This is a genomic window from Pseudoalteromonas sp. 2CM39R (assembly GCF_023161845.1).
On the sequence record NZ_JALNTM010000001.1, the window covers coordinates 666,759 to 683,419 of the forward strand.

The window sequence follows — 16,661 nt, forward strand, 5'->3', positions numbered from 1 at the left end:
GCTTAAAACTCGTAGCTAATGCTTAAGCGTGTAGTACGAGGCATAATGTAACGACCATTCGGTGCATCAGCATTACGAGGGTCACCTTCAGTGATACCTTGCTCGTCAGTTAAGTTATCAACTGCTAGCTGCACTTTAATACCTTCCATAGGCTCAACAATTAAACCAATGTCTACTTTTTCGTAACCTTCTAAAACAACCGTGTTTTCGTTATCGCCCCAACGATCATCAACCGCTGAGATTGTGCCGTATAAGGTTGCATACATTTCGCTTACTTCAAAGTCATAGCTTGGTGTTACACGTACTTGCCATTTTGGCTGACGTTGGCTTTCGTTACCTTCGTTGCTTGGACTTTCAGTGATTTCAGTTTCTTGAAGCGTTGAGTTTAAGTTAACTGAGAAACCAGATTCGTGGTTGTAGTTATAATCAAGCTCAATACCGTAGGCTTCGTTTGTTAAGATTTCAGCTGGTACACCTGGGCGACGAACAAAGGTGTCACCTTTTACTTCGTTAGTGAAGAATGTTGCATAGAAATCGGTGCTATCAGTTAATAGCTTATAACCAAACTCTGCTTGTGTTACTTCTTTAATTAGCTTTTCGCCACCTTCGTAAGCATCAAAGTTGTCACGGAAGTCATCGAAGTAAGGCATTTTGTAACCGCGGTTTACGCGCGCAAACACACCCATGTCATCGTTAATTGAGTAGTTGATACCCGTTGTCCACGATGTTTTGCTTTCGTCATATTGAACAGACTTATCGATTACGCCATCAAGGCCTTCATCAACCGAGTATTCCACTTCGTGGTTTTCAAAACGAACACCGGCATCTAGTGTAAAGTCATCGTTGAATTTATATTGAGCCGTTGTGTAAAAGGCATTGGTGCGTGCATCGCCTGTAGAGTTGATATCGTAGTTGAAGTCACAACCATCAACACTTGCATTACACTCGATGCCGTCTAGCATTTCGCCGCCTGCTTCAAGCACGTGATAGGCTGTGTTACCTAAGCTCCACCAGTCATTTGCTGATGTGCTTGCTGTGTAATAACCAAAGGCCAGTGATAAGTTATCAAGCTTTTTAGCGAATGCTAAATCATTAGTGAATGCGCTAATTTCTTTTAATACCACCCAACGACCAAGTTGTTGAACCGCTGTGTCTGCATCGTATTCTGTGCCAGTTACTGCACCTGTTGCTGTTTCACCGTTATCAGCCACTGCACCAACGGTTGTTGCAGAGCCTGCCGGTACTAAGCCGTACGTGTTTGCATCACCTTTGGTAATGTTGAAGCGATCTGTGAAGCTCCAACCGTTATCGAATTCAAGTTTGATGCTACCGCCAGAAACATGACCTTTCCAACCACGGCCTTCACCTAAGTCGATTTGTTGCTCGTCATTATTTGCGCCTGTGTAGATAGTCGCTTGGCGATTTAAAGAACCCAGCTGCGTGTAGCTTGCATCAACACCGTCAACATTTAGTGGTGTTGGTAAGTACCAAGCACCATGGTCGTCTGTTTGACGGGTGTATAAGTTAATGGTGCCGTTTTCTAATTCTTTAGTGATATTAATTGTGAACTGGCTGCCTTTTTCTGATGTGAATCCAGCATCCCGAATACCTGGAGAGCTTTTAACATAACCACCCACCATGAAGAATAAGTCATCAGAAATCTCACCACTAACCATAGCGTCAATGCGTTGAAGGTCATAATCTGAGGTTGTGTATTTGAATACACCTTCAGTATCTTCACTACCACGCTTTAAGCGAAAGTTAGTTGTTAAACCTGGTTGGCCATTTGACACAACAGGGTTTGGACCACCGCGCAGTGCTTCCATTGTTTCGATAGTTTCATCTAAACGAAATAACGACGAGTTTTCTAAAAATGACAAAGTAGGCGCAGGGTAAATTGGCGAACCTTCAAGGCTTAATGTTAAAAATGGTGCATCACCACCACCAGGGAAACCACGTACAAATACGTTCGCGCCAGACTCACCACCCGAGCTTTCTACCCACACACCCGGCACGGCTTTGAATAAATCAGCTGTACTTTTTGGCGATAATTTAACAATTTGATCTGCATCGATATTGGTTACTGCATAGCCAGCATCAATTTTACGTACGCCAATACCTGCTGGTGTACCCGATACAATAATACGTTCTACTTTTTCTTTAGCTGGTTGTTCAGTTTGCTCTTCGGCCATAACTGTTTGGCCACTCAAAGCTAGCAAAATTGCAGAGGCTAGCGCACTGCGTGTGTATGTAGTTGTCATTGTGTGTTCCCATTTTTTATGTTGTTGAAAGCAATGTATTAGCGAATATTTTGCAATTGTTAACACCTTGCTTTAATAAACCATAAAGATTTATGCAAACGTTTGCAATTTGTTTTTCAATTTTTTGTCCTTTTTTTACACACAGGGTGAGTTGGTATGTTTTGCTTACTGAAAAAATATTATGCTCTTTGGCGGAGCGATTTGGTCAAAATGGTGGTATATTGCCAGCATATGTTTTAAAGGAAAGCAGTGTTTCAGTATCATGAATGATAGAAAATTAAAGTTAGCTGATCTTGCTAAATTAGCCGGTGTTTCTACGTCGACAGTATCCCGTGCGCTCAATGATAACCCATTGATAAAGCAGGAAACTCGCGACAAGCTTCAACAGTTAGCAAAAAAACATAACTTTAGTTTAAACACGGCTGCTAGCCGCCTTCGCACCCAAAAAACCAATGTTGTTGCGGTTATTATTAACCTCGATGGTGATACAGAACAGTCTATTAACGACCCTTTCTTACTTAAAATTGTTGGTGAAATAAATTTAGCGCTAAATAAATTTGGCTTAGAGTTATTGCTTTCTAATTCGTTTATGGCCAGTGATGATTGGGCAAATTACTTTATTAATAGCCGCCGTGCCGATGGCATTATTGTGGTCGGCCAAGGTAAAAGCCAAGCAAATATTGAAGCTGCAGCGAGTGCTGGTGTTCCTTTAGTTGTGTGGGGCGATCCAAAAACACCTAGCAGTTACCCAATTGTTGGCAGCGATAATTATTTAGGTGGTCGCCTAGCGACTGAGCACTTATTGGCAAATGGAGCTAAAAACATATTGTTTTTAGGTGACCCTGGGCACGCTGAAATTAGTGAACGCCACCGTGGTTATTTAGATGCTATTAATGAAGCCAAAGCCACTCCTCACGTGGTTTCTATCGATATTACTAGTAGTGCTGCTTATAAAGGAATTAACCAATTGTTGGTAGAAAAAGGGCTGTGCTTTGATGGCATTATGGCATGTAGTGACATGGTGGCTTTTGGTGCGATGAAAGCCCTGAAAGAGCGTTACATTAGTATTCCAAATGACGTTGCCCTCGTGGGCTTTGATGATATTGCCATGGCAGATATCAGTCATCCTTCTTTGTCGAGTATTAAACAAAATACTCAACGCGCTTCAGTTATTCTTGTTGAAAAGTTGTTAGCCCAGTTAGCAGGGCAGTCGGTAGAATCTCAAGTTGTTGAAATAGAACTAGTAAATAGGCAGTCGAGCCAGCGCTAAGCCTATTGAATGTTAGCAATATGTGTAATTTTAAATGCAAACGTTTGCATTTTGTTTTGCGCTAAACTAGACTGAATAAAAATAATCATAGGTTGAAGTGAATGAATCCTATAAGAATAACTATCGCGCTGGCATGCAGCTATTTTGTCTTTGCTATTATGCTCAATAGTGTGGGCACTGTTATTTTACAAGCAATCAATAGCTTAGATGTAAGCAAAACTCAGGCGTCTGTTCTTGAAGGATTTAAGGATCTTAGTATTGCCATTGTGTCATTTTTAGTGGCGTCATTTATCCCTCGTATAGGCTATAAAATTGCCATGCTTGGCGCTTTATTACTGGTTGCAGTGACGTGCTTGGTTGTTCCGATCATTGCCGACTTTTGGGTATTAAAAGCGCTCTTTGCCGCAATTGGTTGCAGCTTTGCAGTAATGAAAATCTCTGTTTACTCTGTTATTGGTCAAGTGACTGATAATGCTAATAAACATTCAGCGTTATTAAACACCATTGAAGGGGTGTTTATGCTAGGTGTGCTGTCGGGTTATTGGATTTTTGCGTTATTTATAGACGCTGATGACCCGCAAAGTAACCACTGGTTGAATGTTTATTACTTACTAGCTGCAATTGTAGCTGTGGCGTTTATTTCTGTAATTGCGGCACCTATAAAATCACCAGAACCAAAAACTAATCAGCAATCGCAGCTTCATGATTTTATTGACATGTTAAAGCTGACTTACCAACCCCTTGTGCTTATTTTTGTTGTTAGTGCATTTATGTATGTACTAATAGAGCAAGGCGTGGGCACTTGGCTGCCGACCTTTAATAACCAAGTTTTAAAATTGCCTGTTGATGTCAGTATCCAACTTGCTAGTTTGTTTGCAGCTGCGTTAGCGCTTGGTCGTTTGGTAGCAGGGCAAGTACTTAGGTTTATTAGTTGGTTTAGTTTATTAATGGGCTGCTTGGTCGCTATGGGTGTGCTCGTATTATTGGTGCTGCCTTTGACTCACGATGTAGATGGTAGCCAAGTTAAAAGTGTATTTGATGTGCCTTTTGCAGCATACATGCTGCCGTTGATTGGCTTTTTTATGGCACCGATTTACCCGTTACTTAACTCTGTCATGCTGAGCTCATTAGTGAAGCACAAGCACGCTGCTATGACAGGTTTAATTGTGGTTTTCTCTGCATTAGGTGGAACAACAGGTTCAATTATTACGGGCTTTGTATTTGATAAATTTAGCGGTCAGCATGCATTTTATCTCACATTAGTGCCAATAGCCTTGCTATTAATCACGGTTTCAATCTTTAAAAAAATCACCCTAAAACCACAGTATCAAGCGGCTTCAAGCGCAGAATAAGGGATTGTCATGAACTTCGTTAATAGCCAATTATTTAAAGATGTACAGCTTGCAGAAGTGTTTGCTGATTCAAAAATGTTTGCCGATGCAGTGCCAAATTTATCTTGGCAAAGTGCTTGTGACTTGTATCAACTTGTAGGCCCTTTAAAAGGTGATGAGCTGCGCGAATTTGTTATGTCGAACTTTTTGTTTACTGATCAGACTATTCCGACAGCGAAATTAGATACCACTTCGGTAAAACAGTATGTTCTTGATTTATGGCCATATTTGCATCGCAATGCTGATACAGATTTAGCAAGCTCACTAATGCCCTTGCAGTTTGACTACATTGTACCGGGTGGTCGTTTTCAAGAAATTTATTATTGGGATAGTTATTTTACAGCCTTGGGTCTAGAAGATTGTGGCGACCTAGCCACCATTGAAGCCATGGTTAATAACTTTATAGACCTACAAGAACGTAATGGCTGTATTCCAAATGGTAACCGAGTTTATTATAGCTCTCGCTCGCAACCACCTGTTTTGGCGTTAATGATAGCGATGCTATGGGACGCAAAATATAAACAAGAAGCAGATTTAACTTGGCTGGCAAACGCTGTACAAGCACTTGAAGCTGAGTATCAATTTTGGATGCAAGGCTGTAACGACCTAAGCAGTGAAACACCTGCCATTAGGCGCGTTGTTAAAATGCCTAATCAGGCAATTTTAAACCGCTATTGGGATAGTGTGGCAACACCTCGTCCAGAGTCATTAAAAGAAGATTTACATGACGCTGAAGGGCTAACAACTGAGCAGCAGCAAAGTTATTTTCAACATATTCGTGCGGCATGCGAGTCTGGCTGGGATTTTAGTAGCCGTTGGCTTTGCGATCATAATGACTTAAAAAGCATTGAAACAACCAATATCATACCGGTTGATTTGAATAGCTTACTGTATAACTTAGAGCATACGTTATCTCGTTTTTATCGGTTACTTGGTGAAGAACAAAAGAGCCAGTCGATTGCTGAGCTGGCTACACTGCGCTTAGATGCAATTAATACCTATTGTTGGAATTCTGAGGCGGGTGTTTATCGTGATTACAACATTAGACTCAATCAGCAAAGTAGTGTCGATTCGATGGCAATGGCTGTTCCTTTGTTTGTAGGTGCTGCATCTGTACAACAAGCTCAACAAGTGAAGCAAAAACTGATGAGTGAGTTTTTAAAACCTGGTGGTTTAGTGACAACATTGTGTAGCACATCACAACAATGGGATAGTCCTAACGGTTGGGCGCCGCTACAATGGTTCGCTGTAAAAGGTTTAACAGAGTATGGCTTTGTCAGCGAGGCACAGGCGATCATAAAAAACTGGCTGAGTATGATCGAAATGCGTTTTGCAGAAGATAAGTGCCTCCTTGAAAAATACAATGTGTGTGAATTAGTCAGCCGTGCAGGTGGTGGAGAATACACAGTACAACAAGGATTCGGTTGGACGAACGGTGTAACTTCACGTTTTTACAAACTACTTGATGACTCGCTGTAAAAGGGGAGATGTGAGTTTTATTTGTTTACATTGTGTTAACTTTAGCGTCTAACCATTCAAATGGGTTAGCAATGTTGTAATTTGCCTAAATAAAGGCTTATGAACGGTTGAATCATGTATCCGAATTAGGTATTGTGAATAAAATGTTTCAAGGAAGAAATGAGATGATTCAACCAACTTCTGTATTTCTAAAAACACAGCCAAGGTTACAAAACCGCAGCCAAAATTATCAATATTTAATTAAAATACTCGATGCGTTTTTTATGCGCGTGAAAGTTGATGCAAGCTTGCCTCAAGAGTCTATGCGCGAAGAGTTTAACCTTTATTTGATTGATAGCACTGACGCACATTGGAAAGACTTACTACCTGCAGAGTTAGTGCAACTTGCTAAGCAACATTTAGTGGTTATTTTTAATGCGGACGCTAATGCAATTTGCGAAAAAAACTTACTTTTAAATGGCATTAAAGGGGTGTTTTTTGCAGATCAATCACCTGAAGATATTTTTGCAGGGCTGGTCAGAGTGATCAATGGCGAGCTGTTTTTTAGCCGTAAAAGTATTTCTACTACCTTTAACCATATGCTATCTGCAATGTCTCGCAGCCAATTCAATGCTAGTAACGATTCGGTAAATACAGATATTGACCTCAGCTTACTGACTAAACGAGAAAAATCAGTGATTCACTTACTTGCCCAAGGTGCGAGTAATCGAGATATCGCAGAGCGTTTAAATATCAGCGATCATACAGTTAAGACCCATCTGTACAGTGCATTCAAGAAAACGGCATCGCGTAACCGCGTGGAGCTGGCTAATTGGGCACAAAATTACATGGCAGTGAGTTTGTCTTTACAAAATACACAGTGACAAACTATAGCCAGTTTAATCCCAGTGGTAGTGTTCGCTATTAAAGCTGGTTTAGCACTTGCTCGATGCTTAAAAATCCAGCTTCGAGCAAGTATCCTTCAAAATCGTGTTTCCGTTGAGCTTCCATTATTCGATACTCAGTTCGATTTAGATGTGAGCTTATTCATAAAATACAGTGGAATACAAAGTATTAATAATCCCAGCCATTGCCATAATGGCGCAAAAAGAAACACTAGTGCTGATTGTGCATCATGAGAAAAATAGATTGAACCTATGGTCACAGTACCAAATAAGACACACATAATAGTGACAATAAACGTGGCGATTTGTGCCACTCTTGTTTTACTGTGTTCAACCATCCACGCCATTAATAAATAGGGCGAAATACCCCATAAAACAAAGCCAATTGGCAGGCTTTTTGAACTGTCAAAATTATCAATGGTGATAACCAGGGTAATCAGTGCGGCTAAAACAATAAGAGAATAAGCGCATTTGGAGAAAGTAATCCATTTCATAAATAAAACTTAATTGACTGAATGCTATAAGTATTTATTTCGATGGGTAATTTAGCAGAAAGTTCAAATTGGGCGCTGTGGTGTTCAGCGCCACACTTATTCAATTAGACTGCTTTTGCAGACCAAATGCCTTTGTTAATACCTTTTAATACAAGGTCGCTAAGCGCTTTTTCAATTGCTTGCGTGACGCAAATACTCATAGGCTCATTGTCGGTGAATCCGGCTTCTGCTTCTGCAAGACGTTTGTAGCTCACATAGCGAAAGAAGCCTGCGCGCATTTCTTGGCTGAGTACTTTTTTGCTTGTCGCAACGGATAACAAAACTTGGCCTGTACGAACATCGACAGCGCGTAAATAAATTGAGATTGCATCTTCACGATATAACTCTGATGCGCCAATCCCGAAGTATTCCATACCAATCCCGCCGGTTTTGATATTTGTGTCGTAACTAATAATACCGCCTTCTAAGATTATTTTTGCTGTTGTGAGCGGTGGTAATTCAGGTAGCTTATCGTTTTCGGCTTGCGCAGCGCGAATAATTTTACGCTCAGTTAAGATATTTTGTAGACCTTCGCGTTCTACCGGAATAAACCAATCTGATTCATGCAATGCTTGCACTAAAATAGAGTTAGCGCCTTGTGTTACTGCGGTAGAAAATGAGCTTACATTTGCCTGTGGTTTGTATTGCCCAGTTTGGTCACGAAATGAGTATACTGATACAGGAATGCTTCCCATTGGTTGAGGAAGGGCCTGCAAAGCCTGGAATGTTTCGGTTGGCTCAAGAGAGTCTGCTAGTTGTTTGGTCGGCGGGATTAAATTGCCCATTGATGAACAACCCGACAGAAGTAATACCATTGCTGCTAATGTGAGTGTCTTCATTATCCAAACCTCGGTACTTCAATTACTGTCACTGTGCCATCAGAGGTGTTGGTAATTCTAACGGTGATTGTGTCACTGGTACTGGTGATAATTTGAATTTCATAATCACCCGTCATAAAGGTTGAGTCACCATTAAAGATGCTGTCGTCGATTTCGTCACCAAATGCCATATCTGTGATTTCTCGTACCATTCTATTTAAGTAGGTACGCTCTAACGAATCTTGAAATTTTTCCCCGTAGGTTTGTTCGATAACCGGCGCTTTGTGCTTGTTTTGTGATTGCGCTTTATTAAGTAGCATGCTGGCATTTAATGGACTGCCACCAAAGCTTGGGTTAATTGGGGTATAAACGAGTTCGGTTGCCCAACTAGAAAGAGGGCAGAGGATTATTATTAGTGTTGTTAAGTATTTCATTTTACCATCCATTTTTTGCCATATCGGGTGTTGATTGCTGCATTTGACTGCGTGCCATGGCATCCATCACGCTATACATGGCTTGTTTTACACGTTCATCTAATGGCTCTAAGCGACGTCCTAGATAGGTGACGTACACTATTTGGTTATTCATTTTTAAGACAAGTCGAGTCCCCGCTCGGGGTAATACCGTTTCTTTTATTTCGATATTAAAACCTGCTGTTGAAGGTAAATCGCGCCATAGGTTGGCAAACTCAAAATAAAATTGATGGCCAAATCGGCTAATACTTCTATCGAGTACTAAGCCATCGATTTCGAGGTCTTCGCCATAACTAGCCGTACTTTGAGCTGCAAGCACGATGCAACATATGCGTAGTAAGTTTTTTATTTTCATAATGGAATGAGGGAGCAAGGCTCCCTCTTAAGCGATTATTCTTGGGTTACAGTTGCGGTATTGCCATCACCTAGTTGAGTGATAACAACTGTGCTGTTAGAGCCAATCATTGAGCCTTCAACAAGGTTTGCGTTGCCGTCTTGTACAACGACAAGTGAGTTACCCTCACCACCTAGCAAGAATGCACTTTGACCTATACCTACAACAAAGTTTTCTGAGCCTGTTTGGCTAATATCAACAGAGTTGTTGCTACCTTCCATAATCAGGTCGATGGCATTGAGTTCACCAACTTGTGTGAAAGCAACTTGGTTGTTGTTGCTATCAAGCACGCTTGCGAATGTTAATGCAGCTTCGTTAAGGTCACCCAGCTGATTAACTGAAATGTCATTATCGTTTGAAGAGAGTGAGTCGTCTGGGTATGAAGACTGGACTAGTACAGTGTTTTCATTGCCGCCTTGAGCAATATCAACGTTGTTGTCGCTACCATTGAAGTTAGCAACGTGAGCACTGTTTGCGTCACCAATTTGGTTAGCAACAAACTCATTGCTATCGCCAATAGCACCTAAGTACACATCATTACCGTTACCATTTTGGAATGCAGTGAGTTCGTTGTCGTTGCCAATAGCATCTAAGCCAGCGGTATTACTGTCATGCTTTTGATTGACCAATAATGTATTGCCATCACCAACAATCACGCCTGATTCAAAGCTGTTGCTGTTGCCTTCTTGATCAGACTTAACCTCGTTGTCATTGCCTGTGATTTCTGCAACTAATGCGCTATTAGAGTCACCATCTTGCTCAAACTCGACTTCGTTATAATCACCATGCAGCGAAGTAAGCTCAGCGCTGTTGAAGAAACCTGTTTGGTCAATAGTAATTTCATTGCCGTTGCCAATTACTTCATCAGAGGTAAACGCATTGAAAACACCCTCTTGCATTACTTCGATGCTGTTGTCATCACCTCTAATTACATTGAACGTTGCTTCATTTAGTAAGCCGCTTTGCTCTGCGCTGATTGTGTTGCTGTTACCCTGTAAATCAAAGTTGTAGAACCAATGGCCACCATCACCTTGCGTTACAGTTGCGCTATTTTCATCACCAACCATGACGTTGATAGCTTCGTTGTTAACACCAAAGAATCCTGCACCTTCTTGCTCAACGCGAACAGCATTGCCAACACCAACGGTTTCAGATAATGCGCCATTCATGGTGCCGTTTTGGCTGTGCGAAACAGTATTATCGTCACCTGTGTTGTAGATAAGAGATAAGTTAGATGTTTGTGCTTGGCTTACTTCAACCATGTTGCCATCACCTACACTGACAGTTTCTGCACGATGACCTGTACCTTGTTGAGCAATAACCGCATCGTTACCAACACCGGTAACCGATACTTGATCTAGGGTAATTGAGTTTGATACACCCAGTGTTGAAACTTGGCTTGCAAGCTCAGTGCTAGATTGTGTTTTATCATCTGTGTTTGCACTTGCTGCAAAGCTTGAACCTAACGCAATAGTAATTGCACAGGTAAGTAGAGACTTTCTTAACTTCATGATTATTTCCTTTAAATTATTATTAATCAAAGCTCTAAAATTATTATTTTCGCTTTTAGAACCATGTACCAGCATGCCTTGCCGGATTAATTTCTGTGATATTCAACTGTTAGCTAACAATCAGAAGTGAATGAAGCAACTTTGTTATTTGCGACTCTGAGGTCGAACAAATAACAAGGAAATTACTTTAGACAGATTTGGAATAATATAAAATCACCAGTTTTTGTGGTTTTTATAAATTATTTATTTTCAATTGGTTATGCGTTTTTCTTTGGGTGTAAGTATGGTTTTTAATTTAAAAGCAGTAAAAAAGTTGGAGAAATATTAATGGATCATTGAGGGTGCTTTTTTCACAAAAAAGTGTGAATTGGACGTATTTTAATTGATTCAATCCGCAAAAAAGTATGGATTTAAACTTAGCATCATTTTTTTTCTTGCCTGTTATCTGCAATTTGCCATTTATGAAATATGCCACGTGATATTCATCATTCAGAAGTAATGAGCTTTGGTGGTCGGATCATAGTGATTCGATCAGTTCAACAAATTATGGATAGTAAATATGAAAACTAAATTATCTGTATTAAGCCTAGCCTTATTACCATGTTTAGGTGCTGCACAAATCAGCACACCAGCAAAAACAACTGTCGTTGGTGCAAGTGAAGACTCAGTACTTGTTATGTATAAAAAAGGCACCTCTGCTGCAATGCGTGCCCATGCTCGTAGCTTAGTTAAAGCCACCATCAGCGACATCAACAAAGATGGTGTTGATGATAACTATTCAGCCATTTTGTCTGGCCGTTTAGCTAAATTTAAAATTGCAGGTATGAGCAGCAAAGAAGCTATCAAACGCCTACAAAACCACGCTGCTATCGAATATGTAGAGCCTGACTACCGTGTATCGATTGCCAGTGTACCTAATGATCCTGATTTTTCTTCGTTGTGGGGTTTACACAACGAAGGTCAAACAGGTGGTGTCGCCGATGCTGACATTGATGCAGTTGAAGCATGGTCAATCTCAACCGGTAGCCGCGAAGTTGTTGTTGGTGTAATTGATACCGGTGTTGATTACAGCCACGAAGATTTAGCTGATAACGCATGGATCAACCCAGGAGAAATTCCGGGTGATGGTATCGATAATGACGGTAATGGTTACATCGATGACGTGCACGGTATTAATGCGATTACCGACTCAGGTGATCCAATGGATGACCAAGGCCATGGTACTCACGTATCGGGCACAATTGGTGCGTCAGGTAACAACGGCACCGGTGTTGTTGGTGTGAACCATGAGGTATCAATTGCGGGCTGTAAGTTCTTAAGTGCAGATGGTACAGGTTCAACTTCTGATGCAATTAAGTGTATCGATTACATGGTTGATCTTAAAAACCAAGGCGTAAATGTACGAGTTTTAAATAACAGCTGGGGTGGCGGTGGCTTTAGCCAAGCACTGGCAGATGCTATTACGGCAAGTGAACAAGCCGATATTCTATTTGTAGCAGCAGCGGGTAACGATGCGGTTGATAACGATCAAAACCCTCATTATCCGTCTAACTACGAGCATGACAGCGTATTATCAGTTGCCAGTACTGACAACAGAGATAACATGTCGAGCTTTTCACAATGGGGTTTAACAAGTGTTGATTTAGGCGCACCAGGTAGTGCAATTTTATCAACGGTACCGGGCAATGGTTACGCTAGCTATTCTGGTACATCAATGGCAACACCGCATGTTGCTGGTGCAGCTGCATTAGTGCTTTCGATCAACCCTGATTTATCAGCGCTTGAACTTAAAGAGTTGCTAATGAATAGCGGCGACCAAAATGAAGCGCTGCAAGGCAAAACAGTGTCTGGCAATCGCTTAAATGTGAATCAAGCACTTGAGCAAGCAGATCCAACTCCAAGCTTCAAAATCTCAGTGTCGCCAAGTTCACAGCAAATTACTGCTGGTGAAACTGCAACATATACCTTTGAAATTGGTTCAATCGCCCAGTGGGATGGTGTCGTTAGCCTAGCACTTCAAGCTGATTTAGCGGGCGCAACACTATCGCAAACAGAAGCTGTACCTGGAGATGTAGTTACACTAACGGTGCCAACACAAGAAGCAACAGCATGGGGCAGTTATAGTTTTGTTGTTGATGCAACATCAGGTGAGTTAGCTAAACAAAGCAGTGCGTCATTGTTTGTTAACCCTGTTGGCTTAAATGACTTTACTTTCTCAAATGAAACACCAGTGTCTATTCCTGATAACAATGACACGGGTATTGATTCGGTGATTACGGTAGCTGATGAACTTACTGTGTTCTCAACGGATGCAAGTATTGATATTACTCATACTTACATTGGTGATTTAATCGTCACATTAACGTCGCCGCAAGGAACAACTGCAACACTTCACAGCCAATCTGGCGGTGGTGCTGATGATCTAGTACAAAGCTACTCGCTGGCTAACTTTAATGGCGAAGTTGCGACAGGTGATTGGGTACTTAATGTCAAAGACGTACTGTCTGCTGATACCGGTACTTTAAACAGCTGGTCACTGACGTTTAGCGCTATTGGTGAAGTGAGCCCGCAGCCTCCACAAGCTGGCTTTGCATTTGAAACATCAGGTTTAGATGTCACTTTCACTAATACCAGCACAGATAGCAATGACGATATTGTTGCTTGGGCGTGGGATTTTGGTGACGGTGCATCATCAACAGATGCTGATCCTATGCATACTTACGCACAAGCAGGCAGCTATGAAGTGACGCTAACTGCGACAGATAGCGAAGGTCAAACAGATACGTTCACGCAAACTGTTGTGGTATCTGATGTTGAAATTGAGCTATCGGTTAAACGTGCTAACAAAACACGTTTAGGTACTATGCGTGTTGATTTAAGCTGGCAAACTGTGGCTGATCAAGTAAGCATCTACCGTAATGGTGAACTACTTGAAACAGTAGCTGATCGTGGTTTCTATCGCGATGTAGAGCGTAAAGCTGAGTTACCAAGCTATGAATATCAAGTTTGTGTATCTGATACTGTTTGTTCTAACCCAGTGACAGTGTCCTTCGACTAACATTGTTTCACTGCTCAAAGCCCAGTTTCCCCACTGGGCTTTTTTTATTTGTATTACAAAATGAAGTTTTCGCTAAAACTGTGTATAATTTGCGCCCTTTAAATATCTGTTCACGTGTCGTATTAATGTGGGGTTGTGAGTGAAAGCATTGCTGAAACAGCATGGTGTAATTTTTATTCTTCTAAGTATGCTAACCGGGTTAATGGGGGCATTTGTTAACCCATTGATGAGCTTATTCATTGTCGAAGGGCTGCAAACACCGCCCGTGTATTTAGGTGTTTATATGGTGGCGGTCACCATTACTGGGTTAGTTATTAGTCAGTGGTTAGGTGGCATGGCAGATAAAGGCACCAGTGCGCGAAAGTTATTTATGGTGGCTGTATCAGGTATGGTGTGTGCGTTAGTGACCTTTGCGAATGCCACTGCATTTTGGCAAGTATTGCTCGCAGGCGTGTTGTTTCTTGCGATGGGCAATGCGGCAATTCCGCAAATGATGACCGTGGCAAGACAATGGGCGGGGCGTCAACAGAACATCGACATTACCAGTTTTAATTCCCGTTTACGTGCAGCTATTTCCTTTGCTTGGGTGGGCGGCCCGCCGCTTGGTTATTTGTTAGCCGCTGGAGGCGAGTTTAGCCGCTCGTTTTACTTTGCTGCGGTGTGTGCCTTGGTTGCACTTATCTTTGCATTTAAGTTTATTCCTGACTACAGCGCTAAAAAATCGCAAAATGGCTCAGAGCCTGCAGCCGCAGCGAGTTTATCATTTTGGTTGTTGGGTTTAGCTATTATGCTTGGTTCAACGGGTAATATTATGTATTCATCGGCACTGCCGCTTTATAGCATTACTGAACTAGGGTTTGCTGAACATACGCCCGGGCTGTTTATGGGGGTAGTGGCACTGTTAGAAATTCCTATCATGCTGTATGGGGCAAAGCTTGCTAAAAAATACAATAAAGTTGCGATGCTTGCAGTGGCATTTTGTTGTGCAATTGTATTTTATTTAGGGGTGTTTTTTGCCAGCCAAGTATGGCATTTAATCGCGTTGCAAGTTTTAAACGGCCTGTTTTACGGTATTTTTGCGGGCATTGGCTTAACCGTATTACAAGATCAGCTCCCCGAACGAATAGGGTTTACTTCTGCGTTTTACACGAACGCCATTAAACTGGGTGTTATGTGCGGGGCAGGGGCAACAGGGGTTGTTGCACAGTTTTATAGTTTTAGGTTTGCAACCCTTGGCTCTATGCTAGCTGCAAGTTTAGCCCTTGGATGCTTAATGTTGTTTAGCTATGTAAAGCGCCAAGAGCAGCAAGAAACTGTTATGCCAGTACTGCAAGAAGGCTTAGTTGAATAACTAGCTTAAATAGATAAAAAACCGAGCATTGAGCTCGGTTTTTTGATTATGAGTAACTAATCATTAGCCATTAGCGATTTGATCTAGTAAATGCATGACTCGTTCACTGGCAGCTTCCATCTTATTAATGTGATTAATAGCTGCGTCTTTATTGCCAGTTTGCAGCATGACTAACGCTTCAACACCATTGCGATGAACTTCACGATGTGGCTCTTCTAATTGACGAAATGCGTTATGTTGTTTGAAGCCATTTGATTGCTCTGAATTGTACCATTTACCTAATCGGCACATGGTGTGATCTGAAAAGTCATCAATCGACTTGTTACTTGTGCCATTGGCAACTGAGTAAACTTCACCTTTCCAAACAATATGATCTAGTTTTACGGTTTGCACAAATGAGCGTGTGGCTGCATTAATAATGGTTTCTTTCATTGAGCTACAGTGATTCATGATAGAACCATAGTCATTGTTTAGCGTATCAAAACTGGTTGAAAGCTGAGTGTTATTTTGCTGGATATCTTCAACCGAGGTCACCGTTTCGCCAGTTTTATTGATGATCTCTTTTACCAGATCAGATACTTCTTGGGCTGATTTATTGGTGTTGGTTGCAAGTGTACGAACTTCGTCGGCAACAACGCTAAACCCACGACCAGCCTCACCAGCACGGGCAGCTTCGATTGCGGCATTTAGCGCAAGTAAGTTGGTTTGATCAGAAATTTTAGAAATGGTTGATACAAAGGTGTTGATGCTATCGGCCATATCAGACAGACCCGTAATGTTACTGGTCATGCTGCCCATTTTGCCTGCCATATTCGCCATTTCACTGACAATATGTTGCAGGGCGTTATTTGAGTCATTTAATAGTTGGCTTATTTGTAAAGTAACTTGGCTTTCTTCTTCGATAACAAGGTATGAGTCGAGTACAGTTTGGCGTACGCCCTCAATTTGCGTGATACATTCAATCGAACTATTCAATAAGTTGGCAAGGAACAGTTGGTCTGCATCATCAGCTTGCTGATGTAATTTTGCTTCTAAGCGTTCGTTTTCGTCACGTAATACGTGATTATCGGCTTTAAGTGCCTCAACTTCAGCTAATAGCGCGTTGTATTGATCTTGGAGTAAAGAGTGGCTTTTGCTAGAGACAAACATGTATGTTCCTAATTCATATGGTTAATACTTATACCAACCCTGATTATAGATCAAAGTATTAACTTATTATCAGTGTTTTTTATTAGAAA

General features: G+C 41.4%; 13 protein-coding genes. 6 read left to right on the forward strand and 7 right to left on the reverse strand.

Annotated elements, in window-relative coordinates; all coding sequences use genetic code 11:
* Window positions 1–2: 2 nt before the first annotated feature.
* On the reverse strand, window positions 3–2,261 hold the full coding sequence (locus tag MTF66_RS03045; protein WP_248526336.1) for a TonB-dependent receptor: 2,259 nt from the start codon (window positions 2,259–2,261) through the stop codon (window positions 3–5).
* 262 nt (window positions 2,262–2,523) lie between these two features.
* Here MTF66_RS03045 and MTF66_RS03050 point away from each other — a divergent pair, with 262 nt between their 5' ends.
* The 4 genes from MTF66_RS03050 (at window position 2,524) to MTF66_RS03065 (ending at window position 7,264) form a co-directional block, all read left to right on the forward strand.
* The gene (locus MTF66_RS03050; RefSeq protein ID WP_058584660.1) at window positions 2,524–3,531 is read left to right on the forward strand and encodes a LacI family DNA-binding transcriptional regulator; all 1,008 of its coding nucleotides are present in this window, start codon (window positions 2,524–2,526) and stop codon (window positions 3,529–3,531) included.
* 101 nt (window positions 3,532–3,632) lie between these two features.
* Complete coding sequence (locus MTF66_RS03055) at window positions 3,633–4,883, forward strand: sugar MFS transporter (RefSeq protein WP_248526337.1); 1,251 nt, start codon at window positions 3,633–3,635, stop codon at window positions 4,881–4,883.
* Window positions 4,884–4,892: 9 nt separating this feature from the next.
* Complete coding sequence (locus tag MTF66_RS03060) at window positions 4,893–6,401, forward strand: trehalase family glycosidase (RefSeq protein WP_248526338.1); 1,509 nt, start codon at window positions 4,893–4,895, stop codon at window positions 6,399–6,401.
* 164 nt (window positions 6,402–6,565) lie between these two features.
* Window positions 6,566–7,264 (forward strand): helix-turn-helix transcriptional regulator, encoded by a 699-nt coding sequence (locus MTF66_RS03065; RefSeq protein ID WP_058584663.1) that lies wholly within the window; start codon window positions 6,566–6,568, stop codon window positions 7,262–7,264.
* A gap of 137 nt (window positions 7,265–7,401) precedes the next feature.
* Here the strand turns inward: MTF66_RS03065 and MTF66_RS03070 are convergent, their stop codons facing one another.
* The 5 genes from MTF66_RS03070 to MTF66_RS03090 all read right to left on the reverse strand — a co-directional run bounded on the left by MTF66_RS03070 (window position 7,402) and on the right by MTF66_RS03090 (window position 11,014).
* Window positions 7,402–7,779 carry a hypothetical protein gene (locus MTF66_RS03070; protein WP_248526339.1) on the reverse strand — a complete coding sequence of 126 codons (378 nt, stop codon included), beginning with the start codon at window positions 7,777–7,779 and terminating at the stop codon, window positions 7,402–7,404.
* A gap of 104 nt (window positions 7,780–7,883) precedes the next feature.
* Window positions 7,884–8,657: a CsgG/HfaB family protein gene (locus MTF66_RS03075; protein ID WP_054562529.1), complete on the reverse strand. Its 774-nt coding sequence runs from the start codon at window positions 8,655–8,657 to the stop codon at window positions 7,884–7,886.
* Complete coding sequence (locus tag MTF66_RS03080) at window positions 8,657–9,082, reverse strand: curli assembly protein CsgF (protein WP_054562528.1); 426 nt, start codon at window positions 9,080–9,082, stop codon at window positions 8,657–8,659. The genes MTF66_RS03075 and MTF66_RS03080 overlap by 1 nt, the downstream gene beginning before the upstream one ends.
* Window positions 9,072–9,464, reverse strand: coding sequence for a curli production assembly/transport protein CsgE (locus MTF66_RS03085; protein ID WP_055021612.1), 393 nt, complete (start codon window positions 9,462–9,464; stop codon window positions 9,072–9,074). Before MTF66_RS03085 ends, MTF66_RS03080 begins: the two co-directional genes overlap by 11 nt.
* A gap of 35 nt (window positions 9,465–9,499) precedes the next feature.
* Complete coding sequence (locus MTF66_RS03090) at window positions 9,500–11,014, reverse strand: curlin (protein ID WP_063529713.1); 1,515 nt, start codon at window positions 11,012–11,014, stop codon at window positions 9,500–9,502.
* Window positions 11,015–11,573: 559 nt separating this feature from the next.
* Between MTF66_RS03090 and MTF66_RS03095 the strand changes: the two genes are divergently transcribed.
* A complete protein-coding gene (locus MTF66_RS03095) occupies window positions 11,574–14,072 on the forward strand; it encodes a S8 family serine peptidase (protein WP_248526340.1) in 2,499 nt (832 codons plus the stop codon).
* Window positions 14,073–14,211: 139 nt separating this feature from the next.
* Entirely contained in the window at window positions 14,212–15,423 is a 1,212-nt protein-coding gene (locus MTF66_RS03100; RefSeq protein WP_248526341.1) for a sugar efflux transporter, read from the forward strand.
* A 63-nt stretch (window positions 15,424–15,486) separates the two neighbouring features.
* Here MTF66_RS03100 and MTF66_RS03105 read toward each other — a convergent pair whose 3' ends face one another.
* Window positions 15,487–16,572 (reverse strand): methyl-accepting chemotaxis protein, encoded by a 1,086-nt coding sequence (locus MTF66_RS03105; protein WP_248526342.1) that lies wholly within the window; start codon window positions 16,570–16,572, stop codon window positions 15,487–15,489.
* Window positions 16,573–16,661: the final 89 nt, after the last annotated feature.